Genomic DNA, 16869 nt, shown 5'->3' with positions numbered 1-16869 from the left:
CATAGCTTGTAAGAGGCCAATCGGCACCCTCGCCTACCCTGAAACCATAGGGGGTGTAGTGTGCTGTGATTGTCTGCTCCCCCAAGAGGAGAAGACAATGCAAATAATCCCAGATCGCCTTTACACCGACCACGATGTTGCTGCGTTTTGCGGAGTGTCGGTCCATTCCGTACGGCGCTGGCGCGCAAACCGCACGGGCCCTCAGTACGTCCGCATCGGTGAACGCAAAATCCGGTACCGTGGCGCGGATGTCCTGCGCTGGGCGGACGGGCTTCCAACCGGAGACGTAATCGAAAATCACTTAGTCTGAAATGTCCGAAGACAAAGTCGGGAAGCTCGCGGAGCAAGTTAACCAATCAAGCGTGAAACGCTTGCCTGAAGGTGCCGCATGGGACATCGCAAAAGCCGAAAAGAACTGGTGTGTGGCGGCCGAAACGACCACGACGAAGGTGCCGGTGAACGCCGCGACAGGCTTCCCCTGTGACCGCGAACAGGCCGCTTTCCTAGATCTGGCCAAGGCCGCGCAGAAGGCCAATGACCTGAATAAATGGATTGACGAGATCAATGCCAAGATCGACCGCGCCAATGAAGACCGCGCCGTTCCCTTCGACCATGTTGTCAGGTTTGGTGTCGGATACCTGCCCCGCGCCGGATCGGCCATGGTCGTCGCCGACTTTGACAAGGTCCGCGATCCCGACACAGGCGACATCACCGCCGAGTGGCTGAAACCCGTCATGGAGCAGCCGGAGAGCTACACCGAAGTGTCAGCCTCGGGCACGGGGCTGCATGTCCTCATGCCCCGCGAGGAAGCTGACGCTGGCACACGGGAGCGCAATGGTGCCGGGCTGTATGCAAGCAATGCACGGTTTATCCTGCTCACTTTTGATCAGGTCGCCGGAGCGCCTATCAGCCTCAACAGTGCACCGGAGACGCGCAGGGTGATCAGGGATCGCGTGGGCGTGCAGCATACACAGCGCGTCAATTTCTCGCTGGCACTGCCAGAAGATCACCACAGCATCGAAAGCATCCCAGAAATCTTGGCACAACTACCCAACCCGGCGCTGGGCAGAGAATACTGGGTGAGCATGGCACACGCCTGCTGGGCCGCCGCGCAGGAGGCTGACCGCGCCACGGCCCTCAGAATCGAGCAGGCCTTCTACGAGTGGTCGGCACGGGGGGACACGCACGGAATTGGTCGTAAGGACGGATCAAGCCCCGAGCGTCTCTGGCGTAGCATCAGAAATGTGCGCGAAATCGGTGTCGGGTCATTCTTCTACAAGGCCCGTGAAATGGGATGGTCGCCGAGGCACAGCAAAATGCACCCCAAGGACATTCCTCACCCGCGAATTGAAATGGTCGGCCTGATGGACAGGGCCTTTGACGGAGATCGGGAAGCCTTGCAGCGCATTGCACGCTTCATGCTGAACGGAAACCGCGACGATACCGCCTTTGTGATGCTGACCGCCATGGGGCACTTCAGCGGAACGGATGTCAGGGAAATTTTCCAATACGAAAGCCGCCGAGCAACACGGATCGCAGCGGACATCATGAGGGAGGTCATGAGAAATGGGGGTTAAAAATCGAAACAGCAAAGATCAAGCTGGCTTCGAACGTCGGGCAAAACAGCTTGTCCAAAAGTACAAAGGGAACATGGCCGTCCTTGAGAAAGAGACGAAGGAATTCGGCCACACAGTCGCGCGCTTAAACGGGTGTTATGTCTTCAGCGACGAGGAATTTGACGATGTTTCTGTCGCGGCGGACGCGCAAAAAGGCGGCGAACCGTTCAATGTCGACCTGAGCCTGTTCAAACCCGTCACCGGCGACATGGTACCCGAGCGAGCCATCTCGCGGGTGATGTCGCACAGGATCGCCAGGGAGTTCATGACCCTCGTCGCCGGTGGCGGCGGCGTCGGCAAATCGACGTATATGATCACTGCCGCCCTCGATATTGCTCAAGGCGGCGGCAAGGGACTGGGTGAACCCATACACTGCACGGCAAATCTCGACGGCTATAAGGTGCTCTACGTCAATCTGGAGGACGGGCAAATCATGGTTGACCGGATGGTCAGGGCTTCCATGGATGAGCATGGCCACAGCCGGACCGACAACCTGGTCGCCATGGGACGCGACACATTCAGGCAGGCGCTGGGCGGCAGGGACCTCAATATCCTAACGCAAGACTCCGACACGCGCATCGTGGCAGTGAACCCGCACGCCGAACAGGCTCTGAAAGACATCATCACAGGCCTCGGCATCGAGGTGCTGATCCTCGACCCCATGAAGAACCTCTATCATGGCGTGCCCATGACAAATGAGGCCAGCAACGTGCTGTATGATATGTTCTCACGGATTTGCGTCGATTGCTTCATTGCCGTCGTCTGCGGCGTTCACACCCGCAAACCGTCGGGAAGCAATCGCGGCGATCAGGATCAGCACGACATCAAGCACGGGACGGAGATCGTAGACACGGCACGCTGTGCAATCAGCATGAACAAAATCTCACGTACTAAGCTGCAGGAGTGGGGCGTCGACCCCCACCGGAACATCGTCAAGGCGGCCACGACCAAAAGCAATATTGGCCCGTCAAATGTCACCCACTACGAGATCACCCTGCGGGAGGTACTGTGCGCGGACGGGAATACCGAGATCGTGGGCACTGCCAAGGAATACAAGCCGCCGCAGACAGCCGGAATTGCCGATATCATCTGGGAGGATGTCAGGCATCGCCTGATCACCGAGTGGGTGGCAGATTTCTCAGGCTCTAAGAAACCAACGCTGAAAAGCATTGTCGAAGATGCACTGAAGAAGCACGGGATGCCAGTGGGCGGAGCAAACAAAATCAGCAATCAGATGAAGAGCGAGGGGTGGATTACCACCGTAAATGAAAAGCGGCCCAATTCCGAAAATCGGACGGGAATTAACCGTTCCGTCGTCGGCCCGAATGACCCGCATGAAGACGACGAGGAATAGCCGAAATGCATGAGAGTTAGAAGTCTGCCTATATATAGAGAGGTTCTAACTCTTCTCACACTCTCACAAGTGGAGGTGAAAAGTGATGAAATCAGCCTTCAATCGTGTGCCCCCTACTATGAGCGGCCCGCCCGCCTGTGGCGGGGCGGGACAGGCGCGCCACTCACAACGGGTGGCAATTAGTGAGAGGTGTCAGAGGAGTGTGATAACAGTCCTCTGACACCTCTCACAAGTCGGCGCGTGGCGAGCACCAAATGACCTGCAAAGACATGCAAACTTCAGTTCTCGCCAAAACCAAAAAGTGGTATCATGATACCGCAAATTGATAACTAAAACTGCCCAGTCTGGAGAAACAAGAGATGCCCAGCACTCCGAGAGCAAAGGTTTCGAAACACATATGCGCCAAGATGGAGCTGACCAAAGAAGACATCCTGATCGATCTGGCCGAAAGCTGGCGGAATGCCACTGGCGACCGCAAGATCAAATTGGGCCTCGCCCTGCTGCCGTACTTCATGCCGAAGCTGAAAGCCGTAGATATGACTACGACACAGGACGTGAAAGTGACGGTCAGGATCGGTGGGGAAGAAACGCTGCCCATCGCAGCAGAGTAAGAGAGCGCGTCATGGATGCAGGGAGCCGCGCTGCGGGCAGAGAGCGCCGACTAGCGGCACTGAGGCGGTACAACGAAAGTGGTCGGGGATCCGGTCGCCCCCTTCGGCTCAGGCAACCACAAGCGCTGCAATGCGACGCGAATGGACGGCCAGCCCTGTCGCGGTTGGGCAGCCTTCAGAACCCCGAAATGCATCAAGCACGGGGCGCGAGGGCTCGCGGGCAAGCCCAGTCCCAATCGCGAGGTGCGCGCTGCGCGCAACTGGCTCATGGAGAACCGGCCATCACGCGAACTGGTAAACACACCGGAATGGCGGGCGACGGATACGCTGGGAACGAGGAATGGCATCCTGCGAAAGGCGGCCTTAGTGGCGGCATGGGAGGCGGCCCAGCAAGGCGACTGGCGGCTTTGGCGGATGCTGCAGCAGAACCCTCTGCCCCAGAAAATCTGGGCTCAACACGACGATAATGGATAAGAGCGGAAGAGTTCGTCTTTAAGCTGTTGATTGATTGTAACCCGACGGCTGCGTGAGACGCGCATTTGCGGCTTTGGTCAAAATTGACCTTTGTTGTGCAGCTTCTCAACTATTCTATCCCGATAGAGCGGCAATGTAATCTTCCCAAATTCTCTGCGCCTCAAGCCTGCGTTCGAGGATTGTGGATTTGTCGTATGTGCCCGCTAGACCGGGGCGTTTGTGTCCGATCATCCGTTCGGCAGTGTCGAAATCGACCCCGAGTTCGGTAAGGCCGGTGCGGTAGGTGCGGCGCAGACCGTGGATGGACAGGCGGTCGTCGCCGTATGCCTTACGGACCGGGATGATCCGCTTGGACCAGCCAGAGATTGCGGTGTTGGGCGCGCGTGCGCTCGGGAAGATGAGCGCGTCGGTCTTGCCGGGTTTCGCACCTGTCAGTTTCGCGAGGTCTTTGAGCAACGCGCGCGACAATGGACCGAGAGGGACCGTGTGGGTGGTGGCAGCCTTGGTTCGGTCGGCGGGGATAGTCCAGAGGCTGGTTTTTCTATCGAGTTCTGCCCAGCGCATGTGCGCGATTTCGTTGCGGCGCTGGCCGGTCAGAAGCGTTAGGCGCATCAAGGCTTGGTAGATCGGATCAGGTGAGGTGTTCAGGGCTTTGAGGAACCGCTTGACCTGCTCGGGGGAAGTCATGGTCCATTGTTCGTCCGAGAGGCGCTGTGCGCGCGTCTGGCGCGGCCTGCGGTAGCCTGCGAGAGGCGAGACAGGGATGTGTCCCTTGTCTGCAGCGAAGTTCAAGAAACCAGTGGCGTTCTTGCGGAAGTAGTCGGCAGCGCCGGGACGACCGGATTTTTCGATGCCGTCGATGATCGCGGTCAGGTCGAGGCGGGACAGGTCGCCAATGGGACGAGTCCGGTGCGGGTACAGGTTCGTGCGCAGCGATTGCATCATGTCGGTGGTGCGGACGATCTGGCGCGCAATCAGGTCCTGTTCGTAAAGATCCAGAAGCCGGGCTGTAAGGATCGCACCGGTTTGCGGGACGCGCGGGTCGATTCCATTGCGCAAATCGAGGATGTGAGAGCGAGCAAGGTCGCGCGCTTGTTTGAGCGTGATCGTCCGGGTGTCACCGATCTTGATCTGGACGCGCTTGGCTTGGCGACCGGTCCCGAGGCGTGAGCGCAGAATGTAGACCTTTGCGTCGGTCCCAATACGCAGTGCGAGGCCGGGAACATCCTTGTCATTGATTTCGTATCGTTGGGCATGTGGCTTTGCGTTACGAACCTTGGCTTCAGTCAGGGACTGGCGCTGCGCGCTTTGTTTCGGGCCAATCTGGACGATCTTAAGAGCCGTTTGGGACATGAACTGTTTTCCTTGTTGGTAACCACCGCTGGCGACCACATGGCGACCACCGATACGCGCACTCATCACAACAAGACATAACTCACCGCAACATAATGTAAAAGGTTTCAAAGGGTTCTGGTTGCCTTGTGCCTCTAGCGTCACACAGAGCACTCCCTTGGTAAGGGAGAGGTCGAGAGTTCAATTCTCTCCAGCAGCACCATCTCGCTTTTTTGCCCCGAGATATCCCTTAAGTATCTGAAAGGGAGTGAAAATTCTGGAGCTCCATACATACCGTTTTGACAGTATTTATTGGCTCAGTAAACACCAACCGAAGGACGCTTTGGCGCATAGAAAAGCCACCATTTTTATATATTTTCCAAGGACTTGATAGAAATCGCAGGGCGAATTCCATACAATCCTCAAACCGACCCTTCTCAGGGACGGAATTTTCGATCTTCTCCTTAAGTAGAATCTTGTCACGTTCGGCCCCTCGGGAGGGCGTTAGCAAGCCAACCCAAACAACGGAGATGACATCATGGCACGCGAACCCGATTTCAGTTTTTTCCTTCAGGCTGTATCGAGGTTTATAACCCGGGCATCTTTCCCTCACTAAAGGCTGGCAGAAACACAACCCCAGCGTTACTGAAAGAGACCAGTTAATCCGTTTTTGAGGGCTTCGATGCTGAGAATTTTTCTTATTGCCGCATCCATTTTCCATACCGCCAGCCAGGCGGAAGCACGGGAGAAGAAAGTTGCCAAAGCAGGTGTTTGGGACATCTACTGCGACACGTCCAAGTCAGAGTGTTCGACGATCCAAGGCATCAAGTACCACGGCAAGAACATCGCGAACATAATTGGTATCCCGATAGACAACAGCGAGGTTGTAGCCGGGCTCGTTTTGCAGTTGCCTGCAACAACGGACTTGAACAATTGAGTGGTTGTGACACTTGATGGCAGGTTCAGTCGAAAGTACGCATACCAGTTTTGCGCTCCACAATATTGCCAAGTCAACGTCGGGCTGACGAAAGAATTGTTGAACGCAGAATTCGGAAAGGTGGAGTATTACTTTGCGGCTTCTCCAACCGTCAAACGCAGTTTTACGTTCTCACTTTATGGGTTTTCTGCGGCTATCGAAGAGGTTCGGAAACGCGGCTACCCCTCCAATTGACCACAAGTTGCTGAAACCGGCCAGCGACCTGGAAAGGTACCTGCGTGCAGGTCGATCAATACCGTGACGCTGTTATCCGGGCGTTGACCTCGATTTGGTTGTGGACTGTCAAACAGTGGAAAAGATGCCGGGCAAGCTCCGCACAGGACGTCATTCCTGTTTACAATCCATTGCTTTTTTTCAGGTGGGTGGTAGCGGAGGAGGGACTTGAACCCCCGACACGCGGATTATGATTCCGCTGCTCTAACCAACTGAGCTACTCCGCCTTGAGTGAGAGGCGATGTAAGCGAGGGGCCCGGGAGGGTCAAGAGGGAAATCAACCAGCCCGAAGATTTCTTTCACGCGTGCCCAGATGGCTTGTTCTGCAAGGACATCCGGGGGGATGTGGTTGCGCCCGTCATCCTGCGGATGAAGGCAGCGCAGATTTCGGGCTCAGTAATCGGAATCATGTGACCGAACTCTTCCAGCTCTTCATAGCTCAGTCCGAAATCGGTCATTGTTGGCCCATGCAGCGGCGGGGACAGTATTGCGTCCTGACGGCCATACAAGATGCCTCCGGGTACGGTCAGATCCGGATAGCGTGCGACCTGCGCGTTGATGCTGGTGTCGACACCGACAACATCCTGAGACGCTGTGATAAAGGCCGAAGGCCGCAGGCCAAGCGCGCCGCCTGCCCGGTCCAGAAAGTCATCCGGCGGGGTCTCCGGGTCAAACGCTGCGCCCAGCGTGTGCGGCGCGGTTTTGGACGCCAGAGGAACGGCGAGCGTGTTGCCGATCAGACTGCGCAGCCATTTGGAGCGGATCTCGAGCGGTTTGAAGATCGCCGGGGTTTCGGGCAGTTTGTGAGTCAGCGGTGCCAGCAGCGCCAGCCCGGCAATTCGGGCCGGATGGTCCAGTGCCATCGCCAATGAAACCGCGCCCCCCAGCGAGTGGCCGACCAGAACGGCCCGGTCCACGCCTTTTTTGTCCAGAAACTCAGCAATCATGCCAGCCTGGTGGGGCAATTGCGCCAGCTCGGCCGTATCGCGCGTTGAATACCCGCATCCCGGCCGGTCCAGCGCGATAACGTGGTAGTCGTCGGCCAGAAGATCCACCAGCGCATAGGTAAAGTGCTGCAACTGCCCGGCCAGGCCATGGATCATGACGACGGTCTGTGCGTCGGGGTTTCCCCTTTCCACATAGTGAATGCTGCCGCCGCGAACGGGTGTGATCTGACCCAGCTGTGGCACGGTTTCAAGACCGTGGCGTGTTATCCTCCGGGTCCACAGGTTCGTGACAAACAGGGCCACGGCAAAGACGGCGATCACGATCAGAACAGTTGTCATTCAACTTTCTCCATTGCCAAGGGCGGCGGGTCTGTATTGTTCCAACCCCGATTGTGCCATGCGTTTCTGGAACTCGGCAACCGTGCCGGGCCAAAGGGTCGTGTTCCGCCCTTCCGCATCCATGTACCACGATGAACAGCCCCCGGCCTGCCAGACGCCGTCCGAGTGGCGGTCGTGCATTTCCCGTGTGAACGCCGCCTGTCTGGCTGCGTCAGGAGTAATCGCGGACAGACCCTTGTGCTGCATCTCGCTCAGGACCCGGCCAATATGGCCAACCTGGGCCTCGATCATCAGCACGACCGAGTTATGCCCCAGCCCGGTATGCGGCCCCAGAAGGAGGAAGAAATTGGGGAAACCCGCAATTGCGGTACCCAGATGCGCGCACATGCCATCCGACCAGGCTGAGCGCAACGTCAGCCCGTCTGTGCCGGTGATGTCCAGACGCTCGACCACGTCGGTTACGTGAAACCCCGTGCCCCAGATCAAGGCATCCGCCTTGGTCTGGGTGCCATCCGCCGCGATGACTGTGTCACCTTCAATTCGGGCGACGCCTTTCGGAACAACGCTGACATTGTCGCGGGCCAGGGTCGGGTACCAATCGTTCGAGCTCAGGATTCGTTTGCAGCCGATCCGGTAGTCGGGGGTCAGAACCCGTTGTTCGGCCGGATCGGTGATGGCGCGCTCCAATGCCTTTCGCCACATTTTCAAGGCAAAATTCACCGCACGTTCCTCACCGCGAAACACGCGGTGGCGAAATTCGAAGATCATGAATATCAACTTGCGCCGAATGCGCGGCAAAATGGGAAACCGGGCGTAAAGGCTGCGCACCCAGGGCGCAATCGGGCCGTCCGGGCGCGGCATCACGTAAGGCGCACTGCGCTGAAAGATCGTGACGTGACCTGCAATTCCGGCGATTTCGGGTACAAACTGAACAGCGGACGCCCCGGTACCGACGACCGCAACGCTCTTGCCGGTCAGATCGACATCGTGATTCCATTCGGCGGAGTGGAAACTGGGGCCGGGAAACCTGTCTGCGCCGGGGATTTCCGGAATGCTGGGATAATGAAGTGCACCAATGGCCGAGACCAGAAACCGGGCCGACCAGTGCTGACCATCCATCGTTTCAACTTGCCAGCGCGTTCCATCCCACCTGGCCGATTTCAGCTCCTGCCCGAAGTGGCACAGGTCATACAACCCTTCCTGACGCGCGACCTTTTGCAGATAAGCCTGTATTTCTGCGCCACCGGCATACGCGCGGCTCCAATGCGGGTTGAGGTGGGTCGCCATGGAATACAGATGCGATGGCACATCACAGGCGACACCGGGATAGGTGTTTTCGCGCCATGTCCCCCCGATATCATCGGCCTTTTCCAAAATCGCGATATCCTTGATACCGCGTTTGCGGGCCTCAAGCGCCATCGTCAGCCCGGCAAACCCGGCGCCGACGATCAGCATCTCTGTTTTGTGGTGCATGAGTGAGTGCCTTCAGAATCAACCTTACGTTTATCTGTTGCAGATGTATGCACTTGATTGGCTGTGAAGTAGGTCACACAGGGGAAAATGACCGGGCGTCCTTTCGTTACAAAAGGATGAAAAAATGGATTGGCTTAACCTTTGTCGCTTCTTGCAAGCACATATCGCAATCAGAGAGGTGGGCGCGCCGCGAATCCGTCAGTTTGTTTCAAAATTGGAGGATTGCCCCTTGACCACTCGCACTGCCACGCGTTCCGGCGGACGTTCTGCCCGCCGTGCCAAACGCTCCGCTCCGAACTTTGACATGCTGCCGGGCCTGACCCGAGGCATCCCGCTGTGCGAGGTCATGGACGCGACCCAGGTTGAGCGCATCGACAATGCGGCGATGGACATTCTGGAGAACGTCGGTGTTCAGTTCCGCGACCCCGTCGCGCTGGAAGACTGGAAAAAAGCCGGAGCCAAGGTTGATGGAGAGCTGGTTTTTCTGGATCGCCACATGGTGCGCGACCTAATCTCGAGCATTCCGGCGCAGTTCACCTATCACGCGCGCGATCCGAAAAAGAACCTGGCGCTGGGGGGCAAGCACGCGATCTTCGTACCGATGACCGGGGCGCCATTCCTACGCGATCTGGACGATGTGCGCCGCAACCCGACGCTGGATGATCTGGCGATGTTCCACAAGCTATCGCACATGATGCCCGCGCTGCACAGCTCGGCCCATCACATTGTCGAGCCCTATGATCACCCGATCAGCCAGCGGCATCTGCGCATCACCTATTCGTCGATGAAATATTCGGACAAGACCTTCATGGGTATGACCACCTCGCCCAGGAACGCCGAGGATGTGATGGATATGTGCGATATCCTGTTCGGTGAAGGTTTCATTGACAATCATCCGGTCACCACCGGCAACTGCAACGGCAACAGCCCGCTGGTCTGGGACGAAACCATGCTGGGTGCGATGCGGGCCTTCTGCCGCCGCAATCAGCCGGTTCTGTGCTCGCCCTTTGTTCTGGGTGGCGCGAACACCCCGGCATCGGTGCCCACGACCGTGGCACAGCTGACTGCCGAGGCGCTGTCGGCGCTGGCCTATACGCAGGTGATCCGCAAGGGCTGCCCTGCGATCTGGGGGCATTACCTGTCGACCGTTTCGATGAAATCCGGAGCACCCATGGCCGGCACGCCCGAGATCAGCCTGATGAACTTCATGATCGGTCAGATGGCGCGCTTTTACGATGTTCCGTGGCGCACCTCGAACACGCTGGGCGGGGCCAAGACCTTTGACGCGCAGGCAGGCTACGAATCCGCCACGACGCTGAGCGCGGTCATTCACGCCGGGGCCAATTATATCTGGCATTCGGCAGGCTGGAACGAGGCTGGCATGCATTGCTCGGTCGCCAAGTTCGTCGTGGATGCGGAACAATGCGCGATGGCTTACCGCATGGCTGAAGGGCCGAAATGGCACGACTTCGATGAGGCTTTGGCAGCGATTCCGGATGTGGGGCCCGGCGGGCATTATCTGGGTCATCCGCACACACAGGACAACTTCCAGACCGCGTTCTTCATGCCGGAACTGTTCGACAACAACTCGATCGAACAATGGGTCGCCGAAGGTGAAATTGAAATCACTGAACGCGCCCTGAAACATGCACGGAAATTGCTGGCCGAATACCAAGAACCCAAACTGGACGAATCCAGGAACGAAGCGCTTCTGGACTATATCGCCCGCCGTGAAAGGGAAATCCCGGCGGCGGATGAGTTGAACCAGACATACTGATATACACTCCCCTTACTGGCCCGCCCGCATTTCGGGTGGGCCGTTTTTTTTCGGTGAGGACAAGTACACAAGATGAAGATTGCCGAACTGCACATCCACAGCCACGACCTGCCGGTCAAAAACGGACCCTAAACCATGGCCAATGCCAAGGTCCGGGCGCTGGATTTCACGCTGGTCAAAACCGTCGCTGATAACGGTGCAACCGTTCGGCCCGACCTGCTGGAAGGTGTCTGGCTGGCTTCGCCATATATATCGAAGGCAACTACGATCCCGAAAACGCTATCCAAATCAAAGGCGGGCATATCGAACTGCCAATCGGGCCGGGGCTGGGCGTGGTTCCTGTTGAAGGCCTGATCGGAGCACCTGTCGCATCGGTCCAGCAATGGATGACCTCATGAACCTGAATGGAAAATCGGCTTTGGTCACTGGTGCAACCGGTGGCATCGGGGCGTCAATCGTTCAACGCCCGCACAATGCGGGGGCACGGGTGGGCGCAGCGGCATTGGCCGGGCCATCGCCCAACGTTTGCAGGACGAAGGGGCGCATGACTTCACTGCCCAACGTGGCCAAGACACGGAATTCTACGGCGTCGTTGCGGATTTCACCCTTACCGACAGCCACGCGCAGGTGGTCAGCAAAGTGACTGACCAGGCCGGGCGTCTTGACGTGCTGGTCAACAACGCCGGCATGATGCAGGAAGCCTCGGTCGAGGGGATGAGTCTTGAGGACTGGCACCGCACTCTGACGGTGAACCTGACCACCCCGCTCCTGATGATCAAAGCTGCGCTGCCGTATCTGCGCGACACCAAGGGCACGATCGTCAACATCGGATCCATCGAAGGCTTGGGCAGCAATCCCGGTCACACCGCCTATTGCACTTCAAAGGCAGGGTTGCACGGCCTGACCCGCGCCGTTGCCGTGGATCACGGGGCCGGGGGTATCCGCTGTAACGCCGTTGCGCCGGGATGGATCGATACCGAGTTGAACGAGGATTTCATCGAATCCATGTCCGACCCGTCCGCGTTCCGTCGCGACATCGCCAAGATCCACCCGGTGGCCCGAACAGGGCGGCCTGAAGAAGTTGCCGCGCTCGTCGCGTTTCTGGCGTCTGGGGATGCGGGTTTCATCACCGGGCAGGTCTTTACGATAGATGGTGGACGCATGGCCAAGCTGAGCTTGCCTTGACCTCACTCTTTACCAGATCGCCACTCTTTCCAGATCAAATAGCTGTTCGCCCCAAGCGAGGCGAAGGGCTCGGGCGGCAATCGCGGAAGGTCCGGCTGCGTCAGAAAGTGATCCGCGATCTCTGATCCGCCCTGCATCAGCAGTTCCGCGAGGCCCATGCCTTGCAAAGTGCCCCGGGCGATGCCCAGGCCATTCTGACAGCAGGCCGAGAACACGCCCTCCTCCAATTCGCCAAACGCCGCGGATCCGTTGCGGCTGAGGCACAGCATCCCGGCCCAGCGATGTTTCATCTGCACGTCCGACAGATGTGGAAAGCGTTCCCGGAACTTGCGGTCATGCACCCAGCCGGCATTGCGCAACCGCATCCGGCTGGTTTCGATCGTCGGGTGAAAACTGGATCCGGTACGGATCAGAATGCGATCCCCGTAGCTGCCCGAAATGCGCCGGACCGAGGTGCCCATCGGATCCGCCGGGGTCACCGACCAGCGCGGTTGTCCGCCCAGTGTCTTGATCTGCGCCTCGGTCAGCGGGGCCGTGATCGAGGCGTAGAGGCAGATATGCATCAACTGCCTCTGGTAGAACCCGAAGCTTTCCAGATGGCCATTGTTGGCCAGGATGATCCGCCCGGTGCTGACCCTGGCCTTGTCGGTGCTGACGATCCAGCCTGTGCCCTGCTTTTCAAAGCTGGTGACAGGAGAGTTTTCAAACACGTCTATCTGGCCGGCCAGGCGGTTCGAAAGCGCCCGCACATAAGCTGCCGGCTGGATCATGACCGTCCCCGGAGCAAAAAGCCCCGAAACATAATGCGGGCTGCCCGTGATCTCTTGCATCTGCTTTTGGTCATACAGCGTATGCGGCTCACCCAGTTTGGTCAGATGCCCGGCAAAGGCGCGGTTATGGGCGTCTCCTGCCTTTGTGGCGGCTGCATTGTGTTTGCCGCAAGGGTCGAACATCTCTTGCGGCAGGTCGCAATCGGCGGCAACCTCGGTTGCGAATGCGATGGCCTTACGGTTCAGTGCAATGGCGGCGCGGTCCGCTTCCAACCCATCGCCTGCGTAGTTGTCCGAGGCCAGATCATGCGGCAGGTCGATCATGAACCCCGAGTTCCGCCCCGCCGAACCATCCGCAAATCTACCCGCTTCCAACAGGGCGATCTTCGACGAGGGGTCCAGCTGTTGCAACCGCCGCGCCGTCGTCAGCCCGGCAAACCCACCACCGACAATGGTGACGTCGGCGGTCAGGTTCTGTTCGAGCTCTGGCAGGGGCTCCTGGGGCGGCAGGATGGCATTCCATCCCGCCGGGCCCGTCTGCCGGGGCAGTCTTTTGGCCTCAAAGCGCGTCAATCCACGGCCTCGTCGGCGTCGTCGGAAAGATCAATCCAGATGGTTTTCAGCTGGGTGTACTGATCATGCGCATGGATCGAATTGTCGCGACCGCCAAAGCCCGATTGCTTGTAGCCGCCAAACGGCGTGGTGATGTCGCCTTCGCCGAAACTGTTTACCGTAACAGTCCCTGCCCGAATGGCTCGCGCACCGCGAATGGCCCGCTTGGCGTTGGCGGTGAAGATCGAGGCACACAAGCCGTAGTCAGTGTCATTGGCAATCCTGATCGCTTCGTCAAAGCCCGAGACTTCAATTACGGACAGGACCGGGCCAAAGATCTCCTCTCGGGCCAGCACGGTGTCATTGCCCGGCACTTCGACGACGGTAGCCTCGACAAACCCCTTGTCCGCCTTGCCGCCGATCACCACGTTTTCAGCCTGATCGAGGTATCTGCAGACCTTGTTGTAATGCCCTTCGCTGACCAGCGCGCCCATGCGGGTTTCAGGGTCCAGCGGGTCACCGATGTTCCACTGTTTGGCGTGATGCGCGATGCGTTTCAGCAGTTCGGCTTTCACGTCTTTATGCACGATCAGGCGCGACGAGGCCGAGCAGTTCTCGCCCATGTTCCAGAACGCACCATTCACCACATGCGCCGCCACCCGGTCGAGGTTTTCGGCGTCGTCCATGACGATGGCGGGGTTCTTGCCGCCCATCTCAAGCACCACCTCCTTGGCGTTGCTTTCCGCCGAATAGGTCAGGAACCGCTTGCCCGTCACCGTCGAGCCGGTGAAGGAAACCATGTCGATATCCATGTGCCGCCCGATGGGTTCGCCCACATCGGCCCCTCCGCCCGGTACGATGTTCAGTACGCCGCGGGGAAGGCCAGCCTCCATTGCCAGTTCGGCTAGGCGCAGCGCGGTCAGCGTGGTTTCAGCCGCGGGTTTCACAACCACTGAACAACCCGCCGCCAAGGCAGGTCCGATCTTCCACGCCAGCATCAGCAGTGGGAAGTTCCACGGCAGGACCAACCCTACAACGCCAATGGGTTCACGCACGACCATGGCGATATGGTCGTCACTGGCTGGTGAGACCTGATCGTAAATCTTGTCGATCGCTTCAGCATGCCATTTCAGACAGTGGATGGTTTCGGGCACGTCCACGGTTTCGCAGTCATAGATGGTCTTACCGCTGTCGTTACTTTCCATCACCGCCAGTTCACGGGCGTTGCGGGTCATCAACTTGCAGAGCCGGATCAGCACATCCTTACGCTCGGACGGGTGCATTTTGCTCCAGCGCCCATCGTCAAACGCTTCACGCGCCTTTTCGACCGCAAAGTCGACATCCGCTGCACCGCAGGATGCGATATCCGCCAGCTTGCCGCCCGTAGCCGGGTTCACTGTCTCAAAGGTTTCACCCGTGATCGACGGGCGGAATGCCCCGTCGATGAACGCCCCGGTCGGCAGGTTCAGGCCTGCGGCGATGGATTTGTATTCGTCCTGTGTCAGCAGATCCATATCTCTCACCCCTCAGCCACAATGTCAGCGATTGTCTTCTTGAGCACACGGGTCACCTGTTCCAGCGCGCGCTTGTCATCCTTGTTCAGACCTTTTAGCGGAGGCCGCATCGCGCCCGCGTCGATCCCGTTCATGGTAACGCCATGCTTGATGGTCTGGATGAACTTTCCACCCTGTTCCAGCACCCGCATCAGCGGCATCATCGCGGACATGATCCGGCGACCTTTCGCGAAATTGCCTTCAAGCACGCAGGCCCGATACAGAGCCACGTGTTCAGCAGGCAGGAAGTTCGACCCGCCGCACACCCAGAACGGCGCGCCCCAGGCAAAGAACTCGAGCGCCTGATCATCCATACCGCAACCAAGTTGGATATGTGGATAGTCGCGGGCCAGCAAATGCACCCGGTTGATATCGCCCGAGCTTTCCTTGATGCCGCAGAAATTCCGGCTGCGGCCCACACGGTCAAGGAACTCTTCGCCCATCATCGTACCGGTGCGGTGCGGGTAGTTGTACAGCATCACAGGCAGATCGGCGGCCCTGTCGATAGCCAGCGCGTTCAACGCATTCTCGCGGTCGGTTGGCACTGAATATGGCGGACTGGCCAGCAGGATTGCGTCTGCGCCGATCTTACGTGCGCCCGAAGCCAGAGCAATAGAATCCGGCGTCAGCATCGCGCCTGTGCCAACCACCAATGGCAACCGGCCCTTCAACTGCTCATGCGTGAATCTGGCCAGTTCCAGCCGTTCTTCCACAGTCTGGGCATAGTTCTCGCCGGTCGAACCACCCGAGATCAGGCCATGCACGCCATTCTCGATCAGGTATTCGATCACGTCGGACAAGGCGTCCCAATTCACGCTGCCATCGTCGTGATAAGGCGTGACCACAGGGGTATAGATCCCCTCAAACTTGAAAATCGGGTTCATTCCGTCCTCATGCAGGTTTCGAAAGGGGCGGGACGCCCATCGGGACATCCAGCGCGTCAGGCATCACGAACAATTCAATCTGATCGCGTGACAGGTTCCAGTGATCTTCCGCCAGCTGCGCCGCCGCCGCTTCATCGCGCGCCTCGATGGCTGCGATAATCGCGTCATGCTGCTGGCTGGCCAGCGACAGGTTTTCCGACATTTCACCAGTCTGTGGCCGATAAAACGTCATACCGATCCGGGCGTGATCGATCAGCAGCCGGTTGAACGAAGGCAGCAGGTAGACATTTCCGGACATTTCGCCCGTCACGTCATGAAAGCGGTTGTTGGCCAAGGCACGGTCCTCGCCGGACCCGGACCGAAGGGCCGCCTTGAAAGCCTGCTGGGCCTCTTTCAAATCATTGATCTGGGCGTTCGTCGCATTCAAAGCCGCCAAACGCAGGATCGCTCCGTATACCATCGGCGCGGCAAGGAAGAAGTCGCGCAGGGTGGTGTAGGACATCTCCGAAACCCGGGCGCTGCGGTTTGTCCGCAAGTCCAGATAACCCTCGCCAGCCAACTTACGAAACACCTCGCGCAGCGGCGTGCGCGACAGTCCGAATTCGTCCGACAGATGCGCCTCGTCCAGATCGGCGCCCGGGCGCAGGCGCAGCGTCAGGATGGACACTTTCAGGTGCTCTCTTAGCGCGCTTTTGCGAGACTTGGCTTCGTCCTTCATGCTTTGGCCTCATCCTTCTGTTCGGCGTCCGTGGTCGAATCGCGTGCGGTCACAGTTTTGTATTCCACAAAAAT

The 16869-nt window shown here is 58.5% G+C and carries 16 protein-coding genes and 1 tRNA gene; 9 read left to right on the top strand and 8 right to left on the bottom strand.

What is annotated here, in order from left to right; genetic code table 11:
* The first annotated feature begins 97 nt into the window (after positions 1 to 97).
* The 4 genes from D1823_RS00640 to D1823_RS00625 all read left to right on the top strand — a co-directional run bounded on the left by D1823_RS00640 (position 98) and on the right by D1823_RS00625 (position 3581).
* A complete protein-coding gene (locus tag D1823_RS00640) occupies positions 98 to 310 on the top strand; it encodes an AlpA family transcriptional regulator (protein WP_117868111.1) in 213 nt (70 codons plus the stop codon).
* Between the two features lie 52 nt (positions 311 to 362).
* The gene (locus D1823_RS00635) at positions 363 to 1577 is read left to right on the top strand and encodes a PriCT-2 domain-containing protein (protein ID WP_162896726.1); all 1215 of its coding nucleotides are present in this window, start codon (positions 363 to 365) and stop codon (positions 1575 to 1577) included.
* On the top strand, positions 1567 to 2970 hold the full coding sequence (locus D1823_RS00630) for an AAA family ATPase (protein ID WP_117868107.1): 1404 nt from the start codon (positions 1567 to 1569) through the stop codon (positions 2968 to 2970). The genes D1823_RS00635 and D1823_RS00630 overlap by 11 nt, the downstream gene beginning before the upstream one ends.
* Positions 2971 to 3329: 359 nt before the next feature.
* Positions 3330 to 3581, top strand: coding sequence for a hypothetical protein (locus D1823_RS00625; protein WP_162896725.1), 252 nt, complete (start codon positions 3330 to 3332; stop codon positions 3579 to 3581).
* Between the two features lie 588 nt (positions 3582 to 4169).
* On the opposite strand, the gene D1823_RS00615 is transcribed toward D1823_RS00625, so the two are convergent.
* Complete coding sequence (locus D1823_RS00615) at positions 4170 to 5408, bottom strand: site-specific integrase (RefSeq protein ID WP_162896724.1); 1239 nt, start codon at positions 5406 to 5408, stop codon at positions 4170 to 4172.
* 661 nt (positions 5409 to 6069) lie between these two features.
* Here D1823_RS00615 and D1823_RS00605 point away from each other — a divergent pair.
* Positions 6070 to 6324 (top strand): hypothetical protein, encoded by a 255-nt coding sequence (locus D1823_RS00605; RefSeq protein ID WP_117868099.1) that lies wholly within the window; start codon positions 6070 to 6072, stop codon positions 6322 to 6324.
* Entirely contained in the window at positions 6325 to 6558 is a 234-nt protein-coding gene (locus D1823_RS22245) for an invasion associated locus B family protein (RefSeq protein WP_117868097.1), read from the top strand.
* Positions 6559 to 6747: 189 nt separating this feature from the next.
* On the opposite strand, the gene D1823_RS00595 is transcribed toward D1823_RS22245, so the two are convergent.
* From D1823_RS00595 to D1823_RS00585, 3 genes are all read right to left on the bottom strand, one after another.
* A tRNA-Met gene (locus D1823_RS00595) sits at positions 6748 to 6824 on the bottom strand.
* A 72-nt stretch (positions 6825 to 6896) separates the two neighbouring features.
* On the bottom strand, positions 6897 to 7883 hold the full coding sequence (locus D1823_RS00590) for an alpha/beta fold hydrolase (RefSeq protein WP_117868095.1): 987 nt from the start codon (positions 7881 to 7883) through the stop codon (positions 6897 to 6899).
* A complete protein-coding gene (locus D1823_RS00585) occupies positions 7884 to 9356 on the bottom strand; it encodes an NAD(P)/FAD-dependent oxidoreductase (protein WP_117868093.1) in 1473 nt (490 codons plus the stop codon).
* A gap of 229 nt (positions 9357 to 9585) precedes the next feature.
* Between D1823_RS00585 and D1823_RS00580 the strand changes: the two genes are divergently transcribed.
* The 3 genes from D1823_RS00580 to D1823_RS00570 all read left to right on the top strand — a co-directional run bounded on the left by D1823_RS00580 (position 9586) and on the right by D1823_RS00570 (position 12318).
* Positions 9586 to 11133, top strand: a complete 1548-nt coding sequence (locus tag D1823_RS00580; protein WP_117872577.1) for a trimethylamine methyltransferase family protein — start codon at positions 9586 to 9588, stop codon at positions 11131 to 11133.
* A 135-nt stretch (positions 11134 to 11268) separates the two neighbouring features.
* Complete coding sequence (locus D1823_RS00575) at positions 11269 to 11487, top strand: hypothetical protein (protein WP_205511887.1); 219 nt, start codon at positions 11269 to 11271, stop codon at positions 11485 to 11487.
* 57 nt (positions 11488 to 11544) lie between these two features.
* Positions 11545 to 12318, top strand: coding sequence for an SDR family NAD(P)-dependent oxidoreductase (locus tag D1823_RS00570; RefSeq protein ID WP_117868091.1), 774 nt, complete (start codon positions 11545 to 11547; stop codon positions 12316 to 12318).
* Positions 12319 to 12320: 2 nt separating this feature from the next.
* Here D1823_RS00570 and D1823_RS00565 read toward each other — a convergent pair whose 3' ends face one another.
* Genes D1823_RS00565 through D1823_RS00550 form a run of 4 tightly spaced genes read right to left on the bottom strand, consistent with a single transcriptional unit; the run spans position 12321 to position 16795 of the window.
* Positions 12321 to 13661, bottom strand: a complete 1341-nt coding sequence (locus D1823_RS00565; protein WP_117868089.1) for an FAD-binding oxidoreductase — start codon at positions 13659 to 13661, stop codon at positions 12321 to 12323.
* Positions 13658 to 15154 carry an aldehyde dehydrogenase gene (locus D1823_RS00560; protein ID WP_117868087.1) on the bottom strand — a complete coding sequence of 499 codons (1497 nt, stop codon included), beginning with the start codon at positions 15152 to 15154 and terminating at the stop codon, positions 13658 to 13660. The genes D1823_RS00565 and D1823_RS00560 overlap by 4 nt, the downstream gene beginning before the upstream one ends.
* A gap of 5 nt (positions 15155 to 15159) precedes the next feature.
* Positions 15160 to 16077, bottom strand: coding sequence for a dihydrodipicolinate synthase family protein (locus D1823_RS00555; protein WP_117868084.1), 918 nt, complete (start codon positions 16075 to 16077; stop codon positions 15160 to 15162).
* Positions 16078 to 16084: 7 nt separating this feature from the next.
* A complete protein-coding gene (locus D1823_RS00550; RefSeq protein WP_117868082.1) occupies positions 16085 to 16795 on the bottom strand; it encodes a GntR family transcriptional regulator in 711 nt (236 codons plus the stop codon).
* Positions 16796 to 16869 lie beyond the last annotated feature (74 nt).

It is taken from the genome of Ruegeria sp. AD91A, assembly GCF_003443535.1.
Classification (GTDB): domain Bacteria; phylum Pseudomonadota; class Alphaproteobacteria; order Rhodobacterales; family Rhodobacteraceae; genus Ruegeria.
The sequence above is the reverse complement of the archived record's forward strand: the minus strand, read 5'-3'. Positions and strand labels throughout refer to the sequence as shown.